Origin of the sequence: Nocardia niigatensis NBRC 100131 (assembly GCF_000308655.1) — a bacterium.
Lineage (GTDB): Bacteria > Actinomycetota > Actinomycetes > Mycobacteriales > Mycobacteriaceae > Nocardia > Nocardia niigatensis.
In genome coordinates this window covers 174,067-196,693 of record NZ_BAGC01000035.1, presented here as the reverse complement: position 1 = coordinate 196,693, position 22,627 = coordinate 174,067, and the positions used below count along the sequence as shown (strand labels likewise).

Annotated in this window: 20 protein-coding genes and 1 pseudogene; 9 read left to right on the top strand and 12 right to left on the bottom strand. The window is 69.7% G+C overall.

Going from position 1 to position 22,627, the window contains the following annotated elements; translation table 11 throughout:
* Window positions 1–16: 16 nt before the first annotated feature.
* Window positions 17–1,324: a phthiocerol/phthiodiolone dimycocerosyl transferase family protein gene (locus ON33_RS10460; RefSeq protein WP_040857813.1), complete on the bottom strand. Its 1,308-nt coding sequence runs from the start codon at window positions 1,322–1,324 to the stop codon at window positions 17–19.
* A 133-nt stretch (window positions 1,325–1,457) separates the two neighbouring features.
* Between ON33_RS10460 and ON33_RS10455 the strand changes: the two genes are divergently transcribed.
* Complete coding sequence (locus tag ON33_RS10455; RefSeq protein WP_040857811.1) at window positions 1,458–2,009, top strand: TetR/AcrR family transcriptional regulator; 552 nt, start codon at window positions 1,458–1,460, stop codon at window positions 2,007–2,009.
* A 126-nt stretch (window positions 2,010–2,135) separates the two neighbouring features.
* On the opposite strand, the gene ON33_RS10450 is transcribed toward ON33_RS10455, so the two are convergent.
* From ON33_RS10450 to ON33_RS10440, 3 genes are all read right to left on the bottom strand, one after another.
* Window positions 2,136–2,672, bottom strand: coding sequence for a YbhB/YbcL family Raf kinase inhibitor-like protein (locus ON33_RS10450; RefSeq protein ID WP_040857809.1), 537 nt, complete (start codon window positions 2,670–2,672; stop codon window positions 2,136–2,138).
* Window positions 2,673–2,691: 19 nt separating this feature from the next.
* On the bottom strand, window positions 2,692–4,041 hold the full coding sequence (locus ON33_RS10445; protein ID WP_083868811.1) for a M20/M25/M40 family metallo-hydrolase: 1,350 nt from the start codon (window positions 4,039–4,041) through the stop codon (window positions 2,692–2,694).
* 135 nt (window positions 4,042–4,176) lie between these two features.
* Window positions 4,177–5,394 (bottom strand): hypothetical protein, encoded by a 1,218-nt coding sequence (locus ON33_RS10440; protein ID WP_051151873.1) that lies wholly within the window; start codon window positions 5,392–5,394, stop codon window positions 4,177–4,179.
* A gap of 180 nt (window positions 5,395–5,574) precedes the next feature.
* On the opposite strand from ON33_RS10440, the gene ON33_RS10435 reads away from it, so the two are divergent.
* The 3 genes from ON33_RS10435 (at window position 5,575) to ON33_RS10425 (ending at window position 9,739) form a co-directional block, all read left to right on the top strand.
* On the top strand, window positions 5,575–6,618 hold the full coding sequence (locus ON33_RS10435) for an LURP-one-related family protein (protein WP_040857805.1): 1,044 nt from the start codon (window positions 5,575–5,577) through the stop codon (window positions 6,616–6,618).
* A gap of 64 nt (window positions 6,619–6,682) precedes the next feature.
* A complete protein-coding gene (locus ON33_RS10430) occupies window positions 6,683–8,200 on the top strand; it encodes an FAD-dependent monooxygenase (RefSeq protein WP_085996718.1) in 1,518 nt (505 codons plus the stop codon).
* Window positions 8,201–8,296: 96 nt separating this feature from the next.
* On the top strand, window positions 8,297–9,739 hold the full coding sequence (locus tag ON33_RS10425; RefSeq protein WP_245550463.1) for an FAD-dependent oxidoreductase: 1,443 nt from the start codon (window positions 8,297–8,299) through the stop codon (window positions 9,737–9,739).
* A gap of 25 nt (window positions 9,740–9,764) precedes the next feature.
* Here ON33_RS10425 and ON33_RS10420 read toward each other — a convergent pair whose 3' ends face one another.
* From ON33_RS10420 to ON33_RS10395, 6 genes are all read right to left on the bottom strand, one after another.
* A complete protein-coding gene (locus tag ON33_RS10420) occupies window positions 9,765–10,250 on the bottom strand; it encodes a hypothetical protein (protein ID WP_040857803.1) in 486 nt (161 codons plus the stop codon).
* Window positions 10,251–10,450: 200 nt separating this feature from the next.
* Window positions 10,451–11,674: a hypothetical protein gene (locus ON33_RS10415; RefSeq protein WP_051151872.1), complete on the bottom strand. Its 1,224-nt coding sequence runs from the start codon at window positions 11,672–11,674 to the stop codon at window positions 10,451–10,453.
* Between the two features lie 5 nt (window positions 11,675–11,679).
* Complete coding sequence (locus tag ON33_RS10410) at window positions 11,680–11,901, bottom strand: hypothetical protein (protein ID WP_157184472.1); 222 nt, start codon at window positions 11,899–11,901, stop codon at window positions 11,680–11,682.
* Between the two features lie 108 nt (window positions 11,902–12,009).
* The gene (locus ON33_RS38110) at window positions 12,010–14,376 is read right to left on the bottom strand and encodes a GMC family oxidoreductase N-terminal domain-containing protein (protein ID WP_169336797.1); all 2,367 of its coding nucleotides are present in this window, start codon (window positions 14,374–14,376) and stop codon (window positions 12,010–12,012) included.
* Between the two features lie 11 nt (window positions 14,377–14,387).
* Window positions 14,388–15,416: a hypothetical protein gene (locus tag ON33_RS42230; protein ID WP_169336796.1), complete on the bottom strand. Its 1,029-nt coding sequence runs from the start codon at window positions 15,414–15,416 to the stop codon at window positions 14,388–14,390.
* A 13-nt stretch (window positions 15,417–15,429) separates the two neighbouring features.
* Window positions 15,430–16,884 (bottom strand): aldehyde dehydrogenase family protein, encoded by a 1,455-nt coding sequence (locus tag ON33_RS10395; protein WP_157184471.1) that lies wholly within the window; start codon window positions 16,882–16,884, stop codon window positions 15,430–15,432.
* Between the two features lie 215 nt (window positions 16,885–17,099).
* Here ON33_RS10395 and ON33_RS10390 point away from each other — a divergent pair, with 215 nt between their 5' ends.
* Window positions 17,100–17,381: a hypothetical protein gene (locus ON33_RS10390; protein WP_040858096.1), complete on the top strand. Its 282-nt coding sequence runs from the start codon at window positions 17,100–17,102 to the stop codon at window positions 17,379–17,381.
* Window positions 17,382–17,396: 15 nt separating this feature from the next.
* Here the strand turns inward: ON33_RS10390 and ON33_RS10385 are convergent, their stop codons facing one another.
* Window positions 17,397–18,119 carry a FadR/GntR family transcriptional regulator gene (locus ON33_RS10385; protein ID WP_040857796.1) on the bottom strand — a complete coding sequence of 241 codons (723 nt, stop codon included), beginning with the start codon at window positions 18,117–18,119 and terminating at the stop codon, window positions 17,397–17,399.
* Window positions 18,120–18,338: 219 nt separating this feature from the next.
* Here ON33_RS10385 and ON33_RS10380 point away from each other — a divergent pair, with 219 nt between their 5' ends.
* On the top strand, window positions 18,339–19,469 hold the full coding sequence (locus ON33_RS10380) for a glycosyltransferase (RefSeq protein WP_040857794.1): 1,131 nt from the start codon (window positions 18,339–18,341) through the stop codon (window positions 19,467–19,469).
* 16 nt (window positions 19,470–19,485) lie between these two features.
* Here the strand turns inward: ON33_RS10380 and ON33_RS10375 are convergent, their stop codons facing one another.
* On the bottom strand, window positions 19,486–20,616 hold the full coding sequence (locus ON33_RS10375) for a hypothetical protein (protein WP_040857792.1): 1,131 nt from the start codon (window positions 20,614–20,616) through the stop codon (window positions 19,486–19,488).
* 323 nt (window positions 20,617–20,939) lie between these two features.
* On the opposite strand from ON33_RS10375, the pseudogene ON33_RS43245 reads away from it, so the two are divergent.
* From ON33_RS43245 to ald, 3 genes and pseudogenes are all read left to right on the top strand, one after another.
* Window positions 20,940–21,080 (top strand): annotated as a pseudogene (locus ON33_RS43245) (inorganic phosphate transporter); the annotation flags it as partial.
* A gap of 58 nt (window positions 21,081–21,138) precedes the next feature.
* Window positions 21,139–21,315: a DUF3349 domain-containing protein gene (locus tag ON33_RS10370; RefSeq protein ID WP_245550462.1), complete on the top strand. Its 177-nt coding sequence runs from the start codon at window positions 21,139–21,141 to the stop codon at window positions 21,313–21,315.
* 186 nt (window positions 21,316–21,501) lie between these two features.
* Window positions 21,502–22,608: an alanine dehydrogenase gene (ald, locus tag ON33_RS10365; protein ID WP_040857790.1), complete on the top strand. Its 1,107-nt coding sequence runs from the start codon at window positions 21,502–21,504 to the stop codon at window positions 22,606–22,608.
* Window positions 22,609–22,627: the final 19 nt, after the last annotated feature.

Sequence of the window (22,627 nt, the reverse complement as noted above, 5' to 3'; positions counted from 1 at the left end):
CTCGCTGTGCGGGGGCTCAGCCGCGCAGCGCCGCCGCCCGAACCACTCGCGTGAGCTGATCGCTCATCCCCTCGGCGACCCGCCCCATCTGGCTGTGGCTGTGCTCGGCGGTGTCGTACTCGACCTGGATCGTCAGCCGATCCCCGACAGTGAAGATGGTCATCTTCGGCGGCATGCCCGCCGCCATCGCGAACACCTCGTCCCGCACGAACGTCAGGCCCGCCGGCATCGGATGTGCGGGCAGCCGGCCCATATTCGACAGCGCGATCGCAGGCGCACCCGACAACATCGCCGCCACCTCCGGCGCCAGCGCCCGCTGCGAGGCCCGCATGAACAGCGCCGGGAACCGTATGTCCAGCATCTGCCGCATGGCCGCGTCGACCACCGCACCCAACGCCCGCGGATCAGAATCCCGATCCACCACCGCCGGGGTCCCCGCCCCGGAGGCGCAATTGAGCATCGTCGAAACCGGCACTCGCGGCGACAGTTCCGGCCGCAGATCAGCGGCGTGCCCGCACATCAACGGCATCGGCCCGTCCCCCGCGATCTGCGCGCGCACCGCCGCCAGCGCCGCACCGGCCAGCAGACTGTTGACCGAGATCCCCTGCCCGCGCGCCACATCCACCAGCTCGGCGGTCTGTCGGGGCGGCAATTCGATACGCCGCAACGCCAGCCGCCCACCCGGATCCCCGGTCCCGTCGCCGTCGTGCGGCAGCGTGTGCGGCGCGGTCTCGGGCCCGAAGTCCGCCGCCATCTCCCCCACCTGCGTCAGGAACCCGTCCACCTCGGCCTCGATCGTCACCCGCGCCAGCAGCTCGTCGACCCCGGCGTGCAGCTCCCGATCCGATTCCTCCAGCGGCAGTGCCGTTCCCGCGACATGGGCGCTGTAGCGCCGCCACATCTCGTCCAGCAGAGCGAAAGCCGAACGCCCATCGCTGATCCCGTGATGGATGACCAGCACGATCCGGCTCTCGACGCTCCCACGCAGCAGCACCGCCCGGAACAACCCCGCACTCCAGTCCGGGCGGGTGTTGACCAGCTCCCAGTAGTCGTCGACCTGCCCGTCTCGTACCTCCAACGGCGGCGTAAAACCCTCGTCGACCTGGAACCGTGACACCGCGTCGACGGTGACGACCCGGCTGCGCAGCAGCACATGCCCGGCCGCGAGCTCGCGCAGCACCTGCCGGAGCACGACGGTGTCGACGGCCCCGCGCACGGTGCTGCCGATGAACAGTGGCATCCCGCCGATCGGCACGCTGCCGAGACGCGTGTCGGTGGCGAAGTAGCTGGTTTCGAAGGGGGACAACAGTCGCTGCTGAGTCATGTCTGGGCTCGTACTTCCGTGTGATGGATCGTGCCGAACTCGACCATACACGCGTTTCATACATACGTGCAAAACATTTGTTTTAAGCATTTGTTGCAAACGACTGTTTGACCCGATGCTAGGCTCTACTGCCGTGGGAACCCGAGAAGACCTGCTCGCCGCGGCCAAGCAGTGCCTGGCCGAACGCGGCTACGCCCGCACCACCGTGCGCGACATCGTGGCCGCCTCCGGCGCGAATCTGGCCGCCATCAACTACCACTTCGGCACCCGCGACACACTGATGAACCAGGCCATGCTGGAGTCGACCGCCGCCGCGGTCACCCGCATGCTCGATGCCCTGCCCGGCGACGAGTCCGCCGACCCCGCCGCGCGCCTGAACACTTTCTGGCACAAGCTGATCGACTCGTTCACGAGCGACCGAGCCCTCTGGGTCGCCAATGTCGAATCCATGGCCCAGGCCCTGCACTCCCCCGCCCTGCGCGCCGAAATCGGTGCCGCCCAGGAACAAGCCCGGGCCGGCCTCTCCCACGACCTCGGCGAGGACGACCCCGCCGTCGGCGCGGTCCTGCAAACCCTCATCGGCGGCCTGCTGGTCCAATTCCTGATCGACCCCCACCATGCCCCGACCGCCGAGGACCTGGCCGCGGGCCTGCGGGGCCTGGCCGCCCTCTCGTCCCGCGACTGACTCGGAAAGACCGCTGCGCCGCAACCGATTCGGACAACCACGGCGATGTCGTACGACAGTGCACGTCGAAACGACTGTGGCCCCGAGCGAGTCGCTCGAGGCCACAGTGATTTTCGGCGCAGGCGCCTATTTCTGCTCGTGTGTGCCGATGATGGTGGCGCGCCCGATGGCGTTCATGAACAGGTTGAAGCCCAGGTAGGCGGGCGAGGCGTTCTCGTCGACCTCGAGCCGCTCCACACCCACGGCGTGCACGACGACGAAGTAACGGTGGGCGCCGTGCCCGGCGGGCGGGAACGCGCCGGTGTACTCGTGCAGGCCCGCGTCATTGCGCAGGTGAATGGCGCCGGCGGGTAGCGAGCCGCCCTTGCTGCCCTGCCCGGACGCGAAACTGGTGGTGGTGACGGGCACGTTGGCGACGACCCAGTGCCAGAAGCCCGAGACGGTCGGGGCGTCGGGGTCGAACATGGTGATGGCGAAGCTCTTGGTCTCGGCCGGGAAGCCCGACCAGCTCAGCTGCGGCGAGATGTCCCGTCCACCCGCGCCGCCCAGCGCACTGACCTGATCCAGGTGCAGGGGCTTGCCGTCGCTGATATCGGTGGAGGTCAGGGTGAACTCGGGCAGCTGCGGCAGCGGCGCGTAGGGATTGTAGGAGTAGTCGGGCACGAGTAGTCCTTTCGGTTCGTCAGCTGTGCAACAGGAAGTGTTCCAGCACGCGGGCGCCGAATTCGAGCGATTCCACCGGAACCCGCTCGTCGACCCCGTGGAACAGAGCGGAGAAGTCCAGTTCGGGCGGCAGCCGCAGCGGCGCGAAGCCGAAGCAGCGAATCCCCAACTTGGCGAAGGCTTTCGCGTCGGTGCCGCCGGAGAGCATGTAGGGCACGGTGCGCCCGTTGGGATCATGCGCGAGGATGGCGTCGTTCATGGCGTCGACGAGATGCCCGTCGAAGGTGGTCTCGTAGGAGTCGAGCTTGGTGATCCACTCCCGCTCCACATCCGGGCCGATCAAAGCGTCGACCTCGCGCTCGAATTCGGCCTGCCGCCCCGGCACCACCCGGCAGTCGACGACGGCCTCGGCGGTCTGCGGAATCACATTGGCCTTGTAGCCGGCCCGCAGCATGGTCGGGTTGGCGGTGTCGCGCAGGGTCGCGCCGATGATGCGGGAGATGGTGCCCAGTTTGGCGAGCTGGCCCTCGATATCCGGTGCGGCGGGATCGAATTGGAGCCCCGACTCCTCGGCCACCGCGGCCAGGAACTCCGCGACCGAATCGGAGACCACCAGCGGAAAGGTGTGGGTACCCAGCCGCGCCACCGCCTGCGACAGGATCGTCACCGCGTTGTCCTCGTGCAGGAACGAGCCGTGCCCGGCGCGGGCCTTGGCGCGCAACCGCATCCAGCCCAGTCCCTTCTCGGCGGTCTCGACCAGATACAGCCGTCGCTCGCTGCCGTCGGGCCGCGGCACGGTCAGCGAGAAGCCGCCGACCTCCCCGACCGCCTCGGTGACGCCCTCGAACAGGTCGGGCCGGTTCTCGACGAGCCACTGGCAGCCCCAGCGCCCGCCGTTCTCCTCATCGGCGACGAAGGCCCACACGATGTCGCGCGGCGGCACCGTGCCCTCGATCTTGAACTGGCGTGCGACGGCCAGCATCATGCCGCACATGTCCTTCATGTCGATCGCGCCGCGACCCCACACGTAGCCGTCGCGCACCGCGCCCGAGAACGGGTGCACGCTCCAGTCGGCGGCCTCGGCGGGCACCACGTCCAGATGCCCGTGGATCATCAGCGCCCCGCGCGAGGAGTCCGCGCCCCGCAACCGCGCGAACACATTGCCGCGTCCCGGCGCGCCGGATTCGACGTATTCGGTGGTGTACCCGGCTTGCTCGAGTTGTTCGGCGACCCACTGCGCGCATTCGCGCTCGCCCTTGGTGGTTTCCAGTTCGCCGGTATTGGAGGTGTCGAACCGGATCAGCGTGCTGACCAGGTCCACCACCTCCGACACGGCGCGAGAGGTGTGGGTTTCGGCGGTTTCGGACACGTCACTTTCCTACCACCTCCCCGGCCCGCCGTCGCCCACCGCCGCCCGCACCTGCCCCGCCCACCGCAGGTCGGTCACGGGCGCGGGGTTGGAATCATCCGTCGCGCAAGGGTTCCCGTGCCCGCCGGGCGGCGTTCAGCGCAGGAAGCGGATGGTGTTGGTGAGGGTTGCCAGCAGCGGATCCAGGCGCTGGTCGGCGATGCGGCGTTCGAGGACCTCGAGGTCGACGCGGGTGGCGGTGGCCCACAGCTCACCGACGCGGGCCTGCACGTCGACATCGGTGGCGGCCAGCACCCACAGCAGCGGCGGCCACAGGCGGGCCGCCTGGGCCACGGCGGGCAACATGACGAGCGTGGCGGTGTCGAGTTCGGCCAGATGCCCGCCCGCCTGCCGGCGCACCCCGGCGGGAGTGCGTGCCAGCGGTTCGAGGACCCCGCGCCACACCGACAGGTCACTGCTGCCGTCGACGGCGTCGACCAGATCCTCGGCGATCTCCGACAGCACCGGGTTCAGGGCCAGCCGCGTCAGGGCGTTGGGGCTCAGGCGTCCGACGAAGCGCAGCATGTCCTCGGTCGCGCCGGCCGCGATGTAGGTCGCGATCAGATCGGCCACCGCCGAGGGCGGGGCCACGTCGAACAGGATGTCTCCGACCGCCGCGATCACATCGGGCGTGCACCGCGCGAACACCGACAGCGCCGCGAGCCGTAACTCCTTGGAGCCGTTGATGACCGTGCCCAGCATGCGCGGCACCCGCTGACTGCTGCCCGCCAGCAGCTGGCGCATCACCGCGCTGACCGACTCGCCCGAATACGCGAAGGCGGCCGAGTGGATGAGCCCCTCGTCGTCGGGCACCCCCTCCTCGACAGCCCGGATCAATTCCGGTGTCGCATAGGCCAGGAACGGCCCGGCGGTGATGTAGTCGCGCCGGGTGAGCAGCTCGTTGACGATGGCCACCACCGGTGCGGGTGGCGCGTCGTCGGCGAGCTGGCCGACGGTGCGCGGGTCCAGGAACGGCGCGCAGTCCGCGGCGTAGCCGACATCGAGCCGCAGCAGCGCCTCGATCGCCTTGGCCGGATATTTCACGCCGACGGCGCCGGCCGCGCGTCCGGTCATGGTGGGCGGCACCAGTTTCTGCACGATGGGCAGCGAGATGCTCAACGGGATGATGGGGACCAGCCGGGCGATGCGCTCGAAGACCGGTCCGTGCTGGTCGAAGAGGTGGGCGGCCACGCGCTGCTGCAGCTCGTGCAGTCGATGCGGGCCGAGCCGTTCGAGGTGGGCGAGCCGTTCCACCGGCACGTGCAGCGTCCGGGCCAGCAGGACGAGCTGGGCTCGCGTCACCAGCTCGGTCATAAGACCGGCCGCACCGTGCACGCGTGGTTAACCGCGAATTCGACTGTGGCGGACATGCTTACCCCGTCTCCTCGAGTGGCCCGGACTCGGCCACCCGATGTCGACCGCCCATCATAGAGGTGACCACCGGGCAAAAAGAACAAAAAGTACAGAGTCCCTGTACACCGTTAGGATGCGGCCATGAGTCAACCCGCGGGGTGGTACCCCGAGCGTCCCGGTTCTCCTGTGCTCCGCTGGTGGGACGGCGGACAGTGGACGAATCACACTCAGCCCCAGCAGCAACCGGCGCCATCCGCCCAGCAACCGAACCAGCAGCACTACGCTCAACAACCGAATCAGCAGCAGTACGCCCAGCAGCCGCGGACCGGTGGCCAGCCCTACGCCCAGCAGTCGCAGCCGCACCAGGTTCAGCAGCAGTTCGCACCGCAGCAGCCCCAGCAGGCCTACGGCCAACAGCCCTACGGTCAGCACCCGCAGCAGGGGCAGCCCTACGGGCAGCAGCACTTCGGCCCGCGCAGTGAGGCCGGCCCCTGGGAGCTCGAGGTCGGCAGCCCCGCCAATCCGGCCGACATCCAGCGTCAGGTGCAGCAGCAGGCCGGGATCGCCCCCGCGCAGGCCGGCGGCGGCACCGTCTTCACCGAGCCGGTGCTGGTGGTGAACCAGAAGGTCAAGTTGATCGAAATGGTCAACGAGTACAGCGTCTTCGATCAACACGGCCGCCAGATCGGCGCGGTCGCCGAGGTCGGGCAGAGCGCGCTGAAGAAGGCCGTGCGGTTCCTGTCCAGCTACGACCAGTTCATGACCCACAAGCTGGAGATCCGCGACGCGCACAGCCAGTGCCTCATGCGAATCACCCGTCCCGCCAAGGTCTTCAAGTCGAAGTTCCTGCTCGAGCACGGCAATGGCGCGCCGATCGGTGAGATCATCCAGGAGAACATGATCGGCAAGATCAACTTCGCCTTCGTGGTCAACGGCCAGCAGATCGGCGGGATCCGCGCGGAGAACTGGCGGGCCTGGAACTTCGCCATCCACGACCACACCGGCCAGGAGGTGGCCCGCATCACCAAGACGTGGGAGGGCCTGCTCAAGACCATGTTCACCACCGCCGACAACTATGTCGTGCAGATCCACCGCCAGTTGCCCCAGCCGCTGCTGTCGATGGTGGTGGCCTCCGGTCTGGCCATCGACACCGCCCTGAAACAGGATCAGCGCGGCTGGAACTGACCGCGCAAGCGGTGCGCAAGCCGACGCAAGCGCCCGGTAATCGGCCACCGCCACAGTGATTCTCATGAACGAGACGCGAGATGTGGTGGTGGCCGGGGCCGGGCCGGTCGGCCTGATGCTGGCCTGCGAACTGCGGCTGGCCGGTGTGGACGTGCTCGTGGTCGAACGGCTCGCCGAACCCGATCTGACGATCAAAGCGGGCGCGATCAACGTGCCCACCGCCCAGGCGATGGGCCGGCGCGGCCTGGTGCCGCAGCTGCGTGCCGCCCACGAGGCGGCGATGGCCGGTATGGGCAAGATCTTCGCCGGCACAGCGGTTCCCGCCGCGCCGCCGCGCAAGCCGGCCGGCGCGCACTTCGCCGGAATCATGCTGTGCGCCGACCGGGTCGACGACGAGGATCCGGCCTTCGCCGATCTGGGCCCGGCGGCCGCGTACCGCTTCCTCGACCAGCAGAGCATCGAGGCCCTGCTGGCCCGCCGCGCCGCCGAGCTCGGGGTGCCGGTGCGCCGCGGGGTCGAGGTGACCGGATTCGACGACGACGGCGTCGCCGTCACCATCGACTGCGGCGGGCACACCGTGCGCGCCGGGTGGCTGGTCGGCTGCGACGGAGGCCGCAGCACCGTGCGCAAGCTCGGCGGATTCGACTTCCCCGGCCTGGACCCCGAGATCACCGGCAGGCAGGCACTGGTCGAGATGACCGGCGCGGAAGCGGTGCCCCCGGGCTGGCACACCACCCCCACCGGCATCTTCGTCAACGGTCCGATGCCCGGCCGTATCCTGACCGTGGAACTCGACGGCCCGCCCGCCGATCGCACCGCCCCGATCACCGCCCGGGAGCTCGAGGCCGCCTTCGAACGGGTCACCGGCGTGAAAGTGGCGATCTCCAAGGTCATCTCGGCGACCCGCTTCACCGACCACACCCGCCAGGTACCCGACTATCGCAAGGGCCGGGTCCTGCTGGCCGGCGATGCCGCCCACGTGCACTCCCCCTTCGGCGGGCAGGGCTTGAATCTAGGTGTCGGCGACGCGGTCAACCTGGGCTGGAAGCTGGCCGCGGTGATCCGCGGTCAGTCCCTGGAAGCATTGCTGGACACCTACACTCGCGAACGCCACCCGATCGGCGCCTGGGTGCTGGACTGGACGCGGGCGCAGATCGCGCTCATGCGCACCGATCCGCGCAGCCGCGCCCTGCGAGCGGTCACCACCGAACTGCTCGACACCCCGGGAGCCGCCACCCAGGTCGTGAAGAAGCTCTCCGGCGTGCTGCACCGCTACGACCTGGGCAGCGATGACCCGCTGGTCGGTGCGGCCACACCCGATTTCGAGCTGTCCGACGGCACCCACGTGTCCGATCATTTCGCCGACGGCCGCGGCGTCCTGCTCGATCCGACCGACGCGCCCGCCCTGCGCGCCCAGCTCGCGCCGTGGGCGGACCGCGTCCGGATCGTCACCGCCAAGCCCGCTCAGCCGCGCGAGCCGCTGTCGCTGCTCATCCGGCCCGACGGCATCGTCGCCTGGACCTCCGCCGGGCCGCACGGCCTCGAGCCCGCCCTGACCACCTGGTTCGGCCGTCCCGTGTGACCCATCCCGTCGGTCCGCTGAGTGAGACAGGCGTTTTCGGTCGGCGCGAGAGACTGGGACCGTTCGCGGTGGACGAGATGGAAGGACGGTGCGGTCGTGGTCGACTCGGGTGTGGCGTGGGATGCCGAGGCCGATGTGGTGGTCGTGGGATTCGGCGGGGCGGGTTGCGCGGCCGCCGTCGCCGCCCACGACGCCGGGGCGCGAGTGCTGGTGCTGGACAAGGAATCCAGCGGGCGGGCCGGCGGCAGCACCCGGGTCTCGGGTGCGGTGTGGTTCGACAACCAGGATCCCGACCGGGCCGCGGTCTACCTGCGCAGCCTCAGCGCCGGACGGCCGATCCCGGAACCGGTGGTGCAGACGTGGGCGCGGGAGACCGCCCGCAACAGCGAGTGGATGGAAAGCCTCGGCATCCCGATCGGTCTGGCGGTGCCCGCGCCGCCGGAGTACCCCGACCTCGAGGGCAGCGATGTCATGCGCGGCTGGGTCGGCGTCGAGGGCCGCATGGGTGACGGCCTGCTGTGGGCGGCCCTGTCCGACGCGGTCCGCGCCCGCGGCATCGAGATCCGATTGCAGACGCCCGCGCGCGAATTGATCACCGGCGACGGCACGGTGCTCGGCGTCCTGGCCTCCGCACCGGACGGGACCACCCTGCGCATCCGCGCCGCACGTGGCGTCGTGCTGGCCACCGGCGGCTTCGAGGCGAACCAGGAGATGGTGCGCGACCACCTGCGCCTGACCGACCCGGTGGTCTGGGGCACCCCCGCCGCCACCGGCGACGGCCTGCGCATGGCGGTCAAGGCCGGCGCCGACCTGTGGCACATGTCCAACATGATGACCCTGCCCGGATTGCGTGCTCCCGGTTACGAAGCCGGGTTCTACACCGCCTTCCCCAACACCAACAGCTTCGTCTACCTCGGCCTCGACGGCCGCCGCTACTGCAACGAGCGGGTGGCTCTCGGTCACGGCCACGCCCGCATCAACGGCAGCTACCAGCTGTTCCCGACCACCCCCATGCACGTCGTCTTCGACGAATCCGCCCGCCGCGCAGGCCCGATCGTGCCCGGCCGCGAGCGCCTGGCCGTCGGCTGGGCCAGCCTGATCGAAGGCTACGACTGGAGCGCCGACAACAGCGCCGAGATCGGCAAGGGCTGGATCCACCGCGCCGGCACCCTGACCGAACTCGCCGGCATCCTGCACGTGAACCCGGAGGTCCTGCAGCAGACCATCGACCGCTACAACGCCGCCTGCGAGGCCGGCAAGGACGACCAGTTCGGCCGCCCCGCACAGACTCTCGCACCCCTGTCCGAGCCGCCCTACTACGCTTTCACCGCGGCCCCCATCCTGGCCTGGAGCAACGGCGGCCCCCGCCGCAACGAGAACGCCGAAGTGCTCGATCCTTTCGGCGCGGTCATCCCCGGCCTCTACGCCGCGGGCAATGTCAGCTCCACCTACTCCTGGTGCAAGGACGGCGGATTCCACATCGCCGACGCTCTCGCCTTCGGCCGCGTCGCGGGCAGGCGCGCAGCCGGACGCCGCTAGCGCCGCAGGGCCGGACCGCGGTCCATCAGGCGCTGCGCACGTGTCCGGCGGGATGGACTTCGGTCTTGTCGTCGGTTGGCGTGTCGCCGGCCCCCGCCTTGATCTGGGCGATCTGCTTGGCCGCATCCGCGGTGAAGTACCCGCCGACGACAACGCCGGTGAGCACGGTGAAGTTCGCGGTCAGCGGATCCATGGCGTTCCCGCCTCTACTGCCGACGAGAGTCAGGAAAGCCGTCCAGGCGACGAGCACCAGATAGGTCACGACGAATCCGGCGGCGATGGCATCACGCATCGAGTTCCGGTTCGCTCGCCCCTGTGCGTGCTTGCGCTGTATCAGCCAGACCCCGAAGAAGGTCGCCGCCGCTATCACCCCGGCGCCGCCCGCGAGCGGGGCATCCCGCGTGTGGAAGAAGTAGTCCCACAGTGGGGCGGCAGCCGCGACGACAACGACCGAGGTCATCAGAATCGTCGCGCCGACCGCGGTCGCGCTGAGTTCGGAAAGTCTGGGCATGGTGTTCTCCCGAGGGCGGGTCCGCCCGGCTCGGTGTCGGCTTCCTCCAGTGGAAACTGGTGCCCTCCACTACAGCCGCAGACCGGACCTGCGGAAACGATCAATTCGAGCGAAGGTCTTCACCAATTGCGATCACCGCCGCAAATCGGCACGGACACCGGGACGACGCCTGCCTCGGCATGTTCGGCGGGTTTTCCACGTTATTGCGTGAGCTGCAATGTTGCGGTCAGTGTCGCCAACTGCTCGTTCAGCCCGAGGTCGGCGATGCGCTGTTCGATCTCGTTGCGCTCCAACGCCGGCAGCGGCGACCACAGCTCCCCGATCCGCGACTGCGCGTCGGGCTCGGCGGTGGCCAGCACCTTCAGCAGCGGCGGCCACAGATGCGCGGTCGCCGCCAGTGCCGCCAGCCCGGTCAGTGTCGCGGTATCGAACCGCGAGATGACCCCGCCGATACGGCGCGAGACGCCCGGCTCGGTCCGCTCGGCCAGTTCCAGCAGCCCCCGCCAGACCGCGGCCTCGGCGCTGCCGTCGACCGCACCCGCGATGGCGTCGACGGACTCCGCGTCGGCCAGAATCGGATTGGCCGCCAGCAGATCCAGGGCCGCGGGGCTCAGCTGGCCCGCGAACCGCAGCGTCTCCGGAATCGCGCCCGCGGCGAGGAAGGTCTCGATCAGATCGGCGATCTCGTCCGCGGACCCCACATCGAAGAGGATGTCCCCGATCGCCACGACCACATCGGTGTCGCAGCGCGCGAACACCGACAGCGCGGCCAGCCGCAACTCCTTGGAGCCCTGCACGATGGTGCGCGCCAGCTTCGGTACTCGCCGCCCCTCGCCGGTGAGCAGATGCCGGATGATGACGCTGATGTTCTCACCCGAGAACGAGTACGACGCCGACCGGATCAGGCCCTCGTCGTCATGGACGTCCTGCTCGACAGCGCGCACCAGAGTCGGTGTCGCATACGCCAGGAACGGTCCCGCGGTGATGTAGTCCCCACGCCGCAGCAGCTCGTTGATGATCCGCATGACCGGCCCGGGCGGCGCGATATCGGCCAGCTGCCCGACGCTGTGCGGATCCATATAGGGCGCGGCCTCGGCCGCGTAGCCGGGATCGAGCATGCCGACCGCCTCGGCGGCCTTCTTGGGATGATCCACCCCGATCGCCCCGGCGGCGCGCCCGGCCATCACCGGCGGCACCATCCGCTGCACCAGCGGCAGCGAAATGCTCAGCGGAATGACGGGCACCAGCAGCGACAAACGCGAGAAGGTCGCATTGTGCTCGGCGAACATCACCTTCGCCATGCGTTCCTGCAGTTCGTGCAGGTTGGCGGCGCCGAGCTTCTCGAGATGGGCGAGCTTGTCCTCGGGGACGTGCAGTGTCCGCGACAGCAGCGTGATCTGGGCGCGGGTGACCAGGTCGCTCATGGCCCCTACCCGAGCTTGTTGCCGAACATGATCTTCTTGGCGGCCGTGCGCAACGGCCATGGCAGCGCGCCGACGGTCTTGTCGACGGCCTCGACCATGGCGATGTTCTCGGTGCGCTTCGCCTGCTGGAAGATCGCCAGCAGGTCGGCGGTCTCGGCCTCGTTCAGTAGGTCGAGCGCGGCGAGGGATCCACCCAGTTCCCGTTCCAGTTCGGCTCTGGCGTCCATTGATTCGTCCCCATTCTCCGGAATGATCCGGATCACCCCTTTTGTGCTTCCAGCCATCTTTACCAAGATCGCAGGTGCTGCGCCAGAGGGGCGACCGGACCGATCGGGTCAATTGAGGTTGCCTGCAATCAGATCGGCGGCGCGCAGGGCGAAGGCCATGATGGTGACCTGCGGATTGACACCCAGCGAGGTCGGGACCACCGAACCGTCGGCAATGTACAGACCGGTCGTGCCGAATACCCGATGATCGAAGTCCACCACCGCGGTCCGGGCATCGCGGCCCATCCGGGCGGTGCCCAGCGGATGCGGGCCTATCATGCGGAATTGCCGCGGACTCAACCGGATCTCGGCGACCGTGCGCGCCTGATCGAGAGTGCGGATCGGCGGGGTCCCGGCAAGCGGCAGCGCCACCTGCTCGGCCCCGCCGCGCAGGAACAGCTCGGCCAGGCCCGCGCAGGCGTGCTGCAGCGCGGCCTGCACACGCGGGGTCAGGTGGTAGCGGATGAGGGTCCGCCCGCCCGGACCGTGATGCACGCTGCCGGTGCCGGTGTCGCGCACCATCGCGCCGAACTGCTCGGTGTGGGCCCAGCGGTTCATCCACTCGGTCAGCCGCGCGCCGTGGAACGGCAGGGCGCCGGCCGCGAACTGCGGTGGGACGCAGACGCCTTCGAAGGTGAGCAGCGGATCGCCCAGTCCCTCCACCTGATACCCCTGCGGGATCCCCGACCACGGTGTTCCCGGCGTGGGCATCATGGCCACCGCGCCGAGGGACGGATGCACCGACAGATTGCGTCCCAGCGCGGGCAGGCTCAGGCCGTTGCGCCGCAACAGCAGCGGCGTCATGAGCGTCCCGGTCGCGACCACCACCGCCCGGGCGCGGATCTCCACCGTCCGCGCGGCACCGTGCGCGTCCTGCCCCTCGGCCAGCACGCCGGTGGCGCGGTTGCCCGACAACAGAATTCGGGTGACGGTCAGCCGCGTGAACAGCTGCGCGCCGCCCTTCAAGGCCCGCGGCACCCAGCTGACATTGCTCGAGCGTTTGGCCTCGGTCGGGCAGCCGTGCACGCACTGGCCCTGGCCATCGCAGCCCACCGCATTGCGCGGCAGCGGACCGTGCGCCGCGCCCAGGGCGTCGGCACCCGCGCCGATGATCTGCGCGACCCGGCCCAGATATCTGGGATCGGCGTGGGCGATACCCAATTCGGCGGCGACCTCGTCCAGGTAGGCCGTGAACGCGTCGGGTGCGAAGTCGGCGGGGAAGCCCAGGTCGAGCCATTCCCGCAGCACCGCGTCCGGGGTGCGGAAGGCGGTGCCGGAATTGATGGCGGTCGTCCCGCCCACCAGCCGTCCGGTGGTCACGCCCAGCACCGTATTGCCGAGCGCGAGGTTGTATCCGCCATCGCGCCAGTACTTCTGGGTGCGCTCCCCCAGATCCCCGCGGAATTGGGCGCGACCGGCGTACTCGCCCTCCTCGACCATCACCACGCCCAGGCCGTGCTCGGTGAGCCTGGCGGCCGCCGCCGCACCGCCCGCACCGGTGCCGATCACCACGACATCGCAGTCGACCGTCTCCCGCTGTGACAGTTCGGTCGGGGTGGTGACATTGGCCATCCAGCCCGGCCGCTGCTCGAGTACGGGTTCGTCGTAGCGCGGTGCGCCGATCGCATCCAGGTAGCGGCGGTCACCGAAATGCGCGATCCGCACCGGCGTCTCCACCGCCTCGACCGCATGCCGCAGGGCCTTGTTGCGCCGCGCCTCCTCGACCAGCGCGTGACGTTGCGGAACAGGCAGTGCCGCAGCGCGTTTGCCGTGTTCGGCGCGGGCCGCGGCATCGAATCCGCGCAGCGCCGCGCGTAGCCCGGACTGCATGAGCGGGGTCATAGCGCCGATCAAGCTGTCGGCCCGCTCGATGGTGTCGGCGTCGACCGGGGGTACCGACCCGCCCGGCTCGATCAGCACCTCGGCCAGTGCCGCGAGGGTCTCGCGATGTCCAGGGCCCAGGATCCCGGCCGGATGGCCGCCTTCGGGCAGGTCGGCGCGCAGCGACACCCACGGCTGGAACGAGCGCAGAAAACTCGGATAGTCGTTGGCGAAGAACTGCATTCGCCCCTGCGCGACCTGCTCGCCCTCGCGCGACAGCGTGGTGGCGAGATTGGTGAGGCCGGCGTGCGCGCCTCGCAGCCAGCGGACATCCTTGCGTCCGCTCAGCCGCCAGGCCCGGCCCTCGTTGTCACGGAACTCGATCTCGTAGCGCATCAGCCGCTTGGTGACCGGCAGGGCCACCAGCGCGCCGAGCACGGCCGCGCCGTCGACCCAGGGCAGGGCCCGAATGGTGCCGGTGATGCGGGCGCGCCCATTGGTGACGAATCCGCGCGCGTGCCCGGATTCGCAGCGCAGATCCATGGCCACGTGATGCGCTACGCCGTCGGCGTCGTAGAGCTCACCGCGCATGGTCTCGAAGAAGGTCAAAGGCATAGCGGGCTCTCTCAGACGATCGGGGACACCGACGCAACCGGCTGCGGGACAAGGAATTCCAGCGCGCCGCCGTGCGGGCTGCGCAGCTCGAAGGCGTTGCCGTTGATCGGGGCGACATGCACGGAGACGGCGGCGGTCTTGGAATTGAGGCAGTAACTGGTGGCGCGGGCCGGATTCCGGTAGGCCAGGCACACCATCTGCTCGGGCTCGGCGTGCATGCGCAGTTCCGCGGTGCCGTGGCGGCCACGCATGCGCAGCGTCCATGTGGGGAATTCGAGGCGGGGGCGCTGCCGCCACAGGTCGACGATCCGGTCGAACCGGAACTCCTCGTCTCCACGGCGGACGACCAGCATGGACAGCAGCGGCGAGGTGCGGCCCGCGATGCTCGTACGGCCCGAGGCGGCTTCCAGCACCGCGAAGGGCTCACCACTCCGCGCCTCGGTGAAAACACACTGGCCCCAAGCGTATTCGGGGCTGTGTTCCCGGCCCCAGTTGTGGCCCTGCATCCCGTGCCAGCCGGTCAGATCCCAGTGCTCGCCCTGCCACTCCAGCCGGCCGGCGCAGGTCAGCACCGGAAACGGTGTCACCAGTTTGTTGTTCGGTTCCGGAGTATCGAGCAGCCGGTCGCTCGGCAGCAGTGACATCGGCTCTCCCAGGCCCGCCACCTTGCTGAAACTCAGCTCCCAGGCGACGGTCTGGGCGGCATCGGACAGCTTGCCGCCGGATGTGCCGCCGCGCCCGGTCAGCGACAGGGTCAACGGACCGACGGTGATGTCCTGCCCGATCGGATGCGTGTCGAATTGTGCCGCCGCCAAGGGAACGTCGAGGCACCATGCGTGAGTCCGCTGCCCGTCGAAGACGCTGCACCACGCCTGCGCCAGCGCGGTCCCGTCACCCGAGGTGAGTACGGTCGCCTTGATCCACACCGCCCGCGGCGAATGCGGGTCGTTGGCGCGCACGAACCACGATTCGACGTGATCGGTGTTCGCCCGCAGCCGCGGAGCGTTCTGCGCGATGGCGGTCATGACGTGCTTCTTCACCGATCCCTCTCCTTCACAGTTTCGGCTGCCGGCTGAGCATGCCCAGCAGCAGGTGACCGGCCCGCCCGTATCCTCGCAGCCGTGCCACGGCCCGGGGCGTGACCACACTGGACGCCAGCTCCCGCATGGCGTCCTCGAGTTCTGGCCCGTACGGATACCACCAGGGCCGCTTCGGTCCCGACGCCGGGCCGCGCGGCAGATCCAGCACCTGGACCCAGCTCGCATCCAGCAGCGCGTCCACCCCGTGCGAGCGGCCGAAGCCCGACCGTCCGACCCCGCCCCACGGCAGTTCGGGTGTCGAATACATCGTCGCCGCAACATCATTGATCGACACCGCACCCGCCCGCAGTCGCTGCGCCAGCGCCCGGGCGCGCCCGACATCGGCGGAGAACACGCTCGCGGTGAGCCCGTACTCGGTCGCGTTGTGCAGCGCGACGGCTTCGTCGTCGGACCCGAACCGCGCGACCGCCGTCACCGGCCCGAAGGTCTCCTCCCGCCACGCGTCGGTCTCCGTGACTCCCGCGCCGCTCACCAGCGCGGGCGAAATATGGCGGTCCCGCAACGGTTCTCCGCCGCGTACCTGCGCGCCGTCTTGCCGCGCTGCCGCGAGATGCCGCTCCCATACCCGCTGCTGCCGGTCATCGATGGCCGGCGCCAGATCACGCCCCACATCGATGCGTCGCACCTTGTCCTCGAGCCGGACCAGAAACGCGTCGTGCAGCGACTCGTGCACCAGCACCCGCTCGATCGAGCAACAGGCTTGTCCCCCATTGAAGTTCGCGCCCCAGGCCACCGCGGAGGTCGTGAACTCCAGGTCGGCATCGTCGAGCACGATCGCGGCATCGATCCCGCCGAGTTCCAGCCCGACCGGAATCGGGAATCGCGCGGCCGCCGCCATCACCGTGCGCCCGGTGGCCACCGAACCGGTGAACAGCACCTTGTCCGGTCGTCCGGCGATCAGCTCGGCTCCGACCGCTCCGTCGCCGAGCGCGAGTTGCAGCAGCCCGGCGGGCAATCCGCAATCGCCGATCAGCTCGACCAGCGCCGCGGCGACCCGGGGCGTGAGCTCGGAAGGCTTGAGCACCACCGCATTCCCCGCGATCAGCGCGGGTAGCACCTGGCTGAACGGAATCAGGAACGGCAGGTTCCAGGGCGCGATGGCGACCACCACCCCGTAGGGCCGATGTGTGCGCATGGCCTTCCGATACGGCGCGGTCGCCGAGCTGATCCGGGTCGCTTCCAGCGTCGCGACCGCACTGTCGAGGTGATGGCGAGCCAGGGCGATCGCCGGCACGACCTCGTGCGCGAGCGCCTCGGCGCGCGGCTTGCCGTTCTCGGCGACGATGACCTCCGCGATCCAATCCATCCGGTCGAACAGCAGCTGTGGCAGCGTTTCCAGCATCTGGACGCGCGCGGCCACGGTCAGCGCGCCCCATGCGAATTGCGCCTCCCGTGCAAGCTCGAGCATCCCGGCCGTGGCACCCGTGTCCGGGAGCTCGCCGGGTGCGTCGCGTCGCGATCGCAGAGAGGGCGTCATACGCCTACCGCCTTGTCCGAGCAGATGGACTTGGCCTGGTGGCCAAGTGGTCAGACCAATATATCGATCGTGTGTCGAAATACAAGACCGCAGCGCCGGGCGCCGAACGGGTTGAGCCGATGCTCCTGGACGCCGAAGATGGCGAGATGGCCGAAGTGACATTCGTGCGGCGCGTGGACGGATCGACCTACGAATTCGTCCGGGGCGGTGAGGCCGGCGGTTTCCCGTCGTACCGGCGGGTCGACCTGGATATCCGGTGCTGCCGGCTACCCGATTACGGCTGGGTGGTGTGCACCGAGTCCGGGGTGGTGTCGGCGCGCCCCTTCGACGACGCGGGTCGCGATGACCTCCCGCCCGAGGGCGTCTGGGTGAGCCGCAAGGGCGAGCGCTCGTATGTCTACGACCTGATCCGCGCGCCCGCGACCTGATTCGCGGGCCGTGGTCTACGCGCCGGGTTGTGCCTGTCGCAGAAACGCATCGAACGATTCGACCGCGATCGCGAGCAGCGCATCCGCCGTCGCCCGCGCCGTCTGCGCGTCGCCCGCGATGACCGCCTCGGCCAGGCCACGGTAGAGGTCGGTGCTGCCCACCTCGTCGGCCATCAGCACCGCCAGCGCCTCCACCGCGGGTTCGTACACCGCTCGCAGATCGTTGTAGAGCAGCCGGTACACGATCGAATCCGCGCCATCGACCAGGTGATCCCAGAAGGTGACCGCCGACATCTGCTGTTCCACCGGATTCTGTTGCGCCGCAAGGGCATCCACTTCCGAGTGCAACAGCTCGGCCAACCCGTCCCCGGCGCGTTCGGCGGCCATGCCCGCGACCTCGCGCCCGAGCGCCCGCCGCGTCTCCAGAATCGACCGCACCACCGTGTGGTCCAGCTCCCCTTGGCGAATCAGCAACCGCGGCAACATCTCCAGCCCCGCGTGCCGCCGGAAGTCCTGCACCGTGGTCGAGCCGCCCTGCCGCACCTCGACCAGCCCGGTGTGCGCCAGCCGCTGCAGCGCCTCACGCACTGTCGGCCGCGAGACCCCCAAGGTCTCCGCCAGTGCCCGTTCCGCCGGCAGTGCGGCCCCCGGCGCCAACTCCCCGTCCAGCACCTCGCCGACGAGTTGCTCGAACACGGTATCCGGCACCGTGCGCCGGTCGATCCGCCTGAACGCCATGCCCGAACGCTAAAGGCGCCCACTCGACAGGTCAAGCGGCCAGACCAGTAGCCGCACGCGAACCACGCGGTTCGCCGGTGCCCGATTCGGGGGTGCGAGGTTCGGCCGGTCGGGTGCGGGCCGGTGACGACGCCCGGTTTTCGGGGTCTTTCGCGGGTGTTCATGTGCTGTTGGCACCGGGGGTGCCGTCGGTAACCCGTTGCCCTGCACGATCGCCTCGTGCGCATCGTTCAGCTGGCGAACTTCTACGGTCCGCGGTCGGGTGGTTTGCGTACCGCGTTGCATCACCTGGGTGCGGGATACGCGGCCGCCGGACACGAGGTGGTGCTGGTGGTGCCAGGGCCGAAGCGAGCGGAGGAGGTGCTGGCGACCGGGGTCCTGCGGATCACAGTGCCCGCGCCGCAGATTCCGTGGACCGGCGGCTATCGGGCGGCGGACCCGCGCCGGGTCGCGGACACGCTCTCCGGGCTGCGGCCCGATGTGCTGGAGGTGTCGGACCGGTTGACTCTGCGTGGCTTCGGCCGCTGGGCGCGCCGCCGCGACATCGCCGGCGTGATGATCTCCCACGAGCGCCTCGACCGGCTGCTGGGCCAGATCATGCCCGGTCCGATCGCCCGCCGAGCCGCCGACGCCGCCAACCGCCGCACCGCCGAGGACTACGACGTGGTCGTCTGCACCACCCAGTTCGCGCGCGAGGAATTCCACCGTATCGACGTCGAGAATGTCGAACTCGTCCCGCTCGGCGTCGATCTGGACATGTTCCGGCCGGACCGCCATGATCACCGCCTGCGCACCGATCTCGGCGCCGACGACTACCCGTTGCTGGTGCATTGCGGCCGCCTGTCGGTGGAGAAGCGGGTCGACCGCAGCATCGCCGCCGTGAGCGCATTGCGCCGTCGCGGACTCGAGGCCCGGCTGGTCGTCGCGGGCGACGGTCCGCGTCGCGACGCTCTCGAACGCCGTGCCCGCACCATTCCCCCGCTCCCGGACGGCCGCCCCACCGTCCACTTCGCTGGATTCATCCACGACAGAACCGCTTTGGCCACGCTGCTGGCCACCGCCGACGTCTCCCTGGCCCCCGGCCCGCACGAGACCTTCGGCCTGGCCGCGCTGGAGGCCCTCGCCGCCGGCACCCCGGTCGTGGTCAGCCGCTCCTCGGCCCTGGCCGACATCATCACCGCCGAGGCGGGCGCGGTGGCCGCCGATCACCCGAGGGCTTTCGCCGAGGCCGTCACCGACGTCCTGTCCCGCCCGGCCGCCGAACGCCGCCTGGCCGCCCGCAGCCGGGCCGAGCAATTCACCTGGCCCGCAGCCGTTTCCGGGATGCTCGACCTGCTCGGCCCGAGCTGACCTCGGGCCGCGCCGATCAGTCGCGCGCCGGGTCGGGCCGCCAGGGCACATACCGCCGCCCAGCGGCCTCCGCGGCCGTCTTCGAGGAGTTCAGCTGATACGGCGTGATCCCGCCGGGCTGCCACGGTCCGGCCGAGCCCGCCGCGAGCGCCGACCCCGCCTTCGGGACCAGGCCGATCTCGTTGCGCACCACCGTGATCGGACGGTCGGCCAGCGAGAACCAGTCCAGGTCGAGGAAATCGTGGCTACCCCGGGTGAGCGCGCCGCGCCGCATGGCATCGCCGAGCCGTTCGGCCATGCCCCGGGTGCTCAGATGGCCTTCGTCGGCTTCGAACAGGCCCGCGCCCGCCCGCAGGTAGCCGGTCTCGAACAGCGAAATCACCATGGCCAGCAGGCTGAACGCGCGCGGATCGTCATTGGCGCGGGCCATGAAGGCGAAGACCTCTATCTCGTTTTCGAGGGTGGTCCCGTACCCGGCGAGCACGTGCACCCAGTCGTGCTGGGCCAGCAGGGGCGGCGCGGAACCCGGCAGGCCCGGCGTGACGAACCCGCGGTCGCGGTAGAAGTCGGCGACGCCGCGACCCAGCGTGCCGACCGGCAGGTCCCACAGCTCGGCCCAGCGTCCGGCCAGCGCGGGATCGTCGGTGACCGCACTCCACGAACTGTCCAGGCCCTCGGTGTGCAGCGCGTCCAGCCGCAGCGTGTTGGTATTGCCCAGGTAGCCGTTGCGGGTGAAGTCCACCGCGGCCAGATCCACCGCGCCTTCGGCATAACGCTGCGCGACCGCGATCATGTCGTCGTCGGCACCCAGCGCATCCGCGAACTCCCGCAACCGGTTTGCCACGTCGGTGGGCAGTGGCCGCACGACCAGCGCCGCCAGCAGCATGGTCTGCACGATGCGTTCCCGGAACACGCGATTGCGCCGCACCATCCCCGCCGCGAACTCCGCCGCCCCGATCGGCCCCACCTCGGCCAACTCCACCGGATGCCCGGTCATCGACAGAAACAGCGCCGGCACCAGCAACTCCTGCAGCGGTGTCAGCCCCGCCTCTCCCGCCGCCGCACTGACCACACCCCGCGCCAGGAACCGCACCTCGGCGGCATCCGGCGGCGTGAGCAGCACCTCGTCCATCTCCACACCCTCCACGATGTCGGAACCCGAACGGCCCGCCTCATTCTCACCGCGAAACCGGCCTGACGCGCCCTCATTTCACTGACGGCGTAGCCCACCCCTGCCCGCTCGAATTCCGAATGCGCCCTGCGTGATTCCCTGCTTCAGTAGCCCCATCGATCGGGTGCGGGATTTCTCGGCTCCTGGTGGGGCGAGGCCGAGGCACGCATCACCGAGCATGACCACCGGCCGATCAGGTTCACCACGAGTTTCTTGCGGTCCGGCGGCACGAGCCGGATTGCTGGCCGCTTCCGGCGCCCGATACCCCGGGCGACGCTCCTGGGCCGTTCGATTGAATTTCGGCGTCGCTGGTCTCGCTGGCCCACGGCACCGATGACGCCCAGAAGACGATGGGCGTCATCTTCATGGCGCTCGTCGCCCGCGGCACTTACACCAACTCCGACGACATCCCGCTGTGGGTGAAGGTGTGCTGCGCGCTTACCTGCCGCTGCTGGCAGTGCTGGCCCGGCGGCTGTCCGAGAGGACGAGGTGCGGCAGGTGGCCGCCGAGCTGGTGCTGCTCGGCGCGCTGCCCGCCGACCGGGCCGACGTCGGGGTGATGATCATCAAGCTCACCGACGAGATGCCGCGCGCTGCCGACCTGGATCGGGTCCGCGCCCAGCTGCGGGCGGCCGGCTGGCCGATCGACGACAGCCGGCCGGAACCGTTGCAGTAGCGCTGCACGCGCCGAATATGCTTCGGTGTGACCCACCTCGCAATCTTCATTTCTGATCATTCAGGTTGATGAACACCAATATGGAGAATATTGTTCACACTTCTGGTGCTGATCTCGCACAAACTTCATACTTTCTCCCTGGCGGCGATCCCGCCGAAAAATCAGCCGAGAGAGCCAGGAGAGCGGATGAAGATCGGAATTCCCCGCGAGGTCAAGAACCACGAATACCGGGTGGCCTGCACCCCCGCCGGCGTGCACGAGCTGGTGGCCCGCGGCCACGAGGTGGTCGTCGAGGCCGGTGCGGGCGTCGGCTCCACCTTCGAGGACGACGCCTACCGCTTCGCCGGCGCGCATGTGCTCGACACCGCCGACGAGGTCTGGGGCGCCGCCGATCTGGTGCTCAAAGTGAAAGAGCCAGTCGCCGAGGAGTATTCGCGCCTGCGCCAGGACCAGGTGCTGTTCACCTACCTGCACCTGGCCGCCTCGCGGGAATGCACCGACGCCCTGCTGTCCTCCGGCGTCACCTCCCTCGCCTACGAAACCGTCACCGCCCCCGACGGTTCCCTGCCGCTGCTGGCCCCGATGAGCGAGGTCGCGGGCCGGCTGGCACCGCAGGCGGGGGCCTACCACCTGATGCGCAGCGGCGGCGGCCGCGGCGTGCTCATGGGCGGTGTCCCGGGTGTGCGCCCGGCCCGCGTGGTGGTGATCGGCGCGGGCGTGTCCGGCCGCAACGCCATCGCCGTCGCGCACGGCATGCACGCCGACGTCACGGTGCTGGACTTGAACATTCAGCGCCTGCGCGAGATCGACGACCTCTACCACGGCCAGGTGCGCACGGTCATGTCCAACCGGCTCGAGGTCGAGAACCTGGTGCGCGAGGCCGACCTGGTCATCGGCGCGGTGCTGGTGCCCGGCGCGAAGGCCCCCACCCTGGTCTCCAATGACCTTGTCGCGCAGATGAAGCCGGGTTCGGTGCTGGTCGACATCGCCATCGACCAGGGCGGCTGCTTCGCCGACTCCCACCCGACCACCCACGCCGACCCCACCTACCGGGTGCACGACTCGATCTTCTACTGCGTGGCCAATATGCCCGGCGCGGTGCCGCACACCTCGACCGTCGCCCTCACCAATGCGACCCTCCCCTACGCGATCGCCCTGGCCGACCAGGGCTGGCGGGCCGCCGTGGCCGCCGACCCGGGTCTGGCCGCCGGTCTGAGCACCCACCAGGGCGAGCTGCTCTCGGAATCGGTTGCGGCAGCGCACGGTTACGCCGTGCACCAGCCGGCCGCCTAGGGGCGAACGCCGCCGACGG

Excerpts from the sequence above, each read along its gene's own strand:
- ON33_RS10460 (WP_040857813.1), bottom strand. The coding sequence starts at position 1,324 with ATGACTCAGCAGCGACTGTTGTCCCCCTTCGAAACCAGCTACTTCGCC.
- ON33_RS10440 (WP_051151873.1), bottom strand. The coding sequence starts at position 5,394 with ATGACCGAGCTGGTGACGCGAGCCCAGCTCGTCCTGCTGGCCCGGACG.
- ON33_RS10435 (WP_040857805.1), top strand. The coding sequence starts at position 5,575 with ATGAGTCAACCCGCGGGGTGGTACCCCGAGCGTCCCGGTTCTCCTGTG.
- ON33_RS10430 (WP_085996718.1), top strand. The coding sequence starts at position 6,683 with ATGAACGAGACGCGAGATGTGGTGGTGGCCGGGGCCGGGCCGGTCGGC.
- ON33_RS10420 (WP_040857803.1), bottom strand. The coding sequence starts at position 10,250 with ATGCCCAGACTTTCCGAACTCAGCGCGACCGCGGTCGGCGCGACGATT.
- ON33_RS10415 (WP_051151872.1), bottom strand. The coding sequence starts at position 11,674 with ATGAGCGACCTGGTCACCCGCGCCCAGATCACGCTGCTGTCGCGGACA.
- ON33_RS10410 (WP_157184472.1), bottom strand. The coding sequence starts at position 11,901 with ATGGACGCCAGAGCCGAACTGGAACGGGAACTGGGTGGATCCCTCGCC.
- ON33_RS38110 (WP_169336797.1), bottom strand. The coding sequence starts at position 14,376 with ATGCCTTTGACCTTCTTCGAGACCATGCGCGGTGAGCTCTACGACGCC.
- ON33_RS10395 (WP_157184471.1), bottom strand. The coding sequence starts at position 16,884 with ATGCTCGAGCTTGCACGGGAGGCGCAATTCGCATGGGGCGCGCTGACC.
- ON33_RS10390 (WP_040858096.1), top strand. The coding sequence starts at position 17,100 with ATGGCCGAAGTGACATTCGTGCGGCGCGTGGACGGATCGACCTACGAA.
- ON33_RS10385 (WP_040857796.1), bottom strand. The coding sequence starts at position 18,119 with ATGGCGTTCAGGCGGATCGACCGGCGCACGGTGCCGGATACCGTGTTC.
- ald (WP_040857790.1), top strand. The coding sequence starts at position 21,502 with ATGAAGATCGGAATTCCCCGCGAGGTCAAGAACCACGAATACCGGGTG.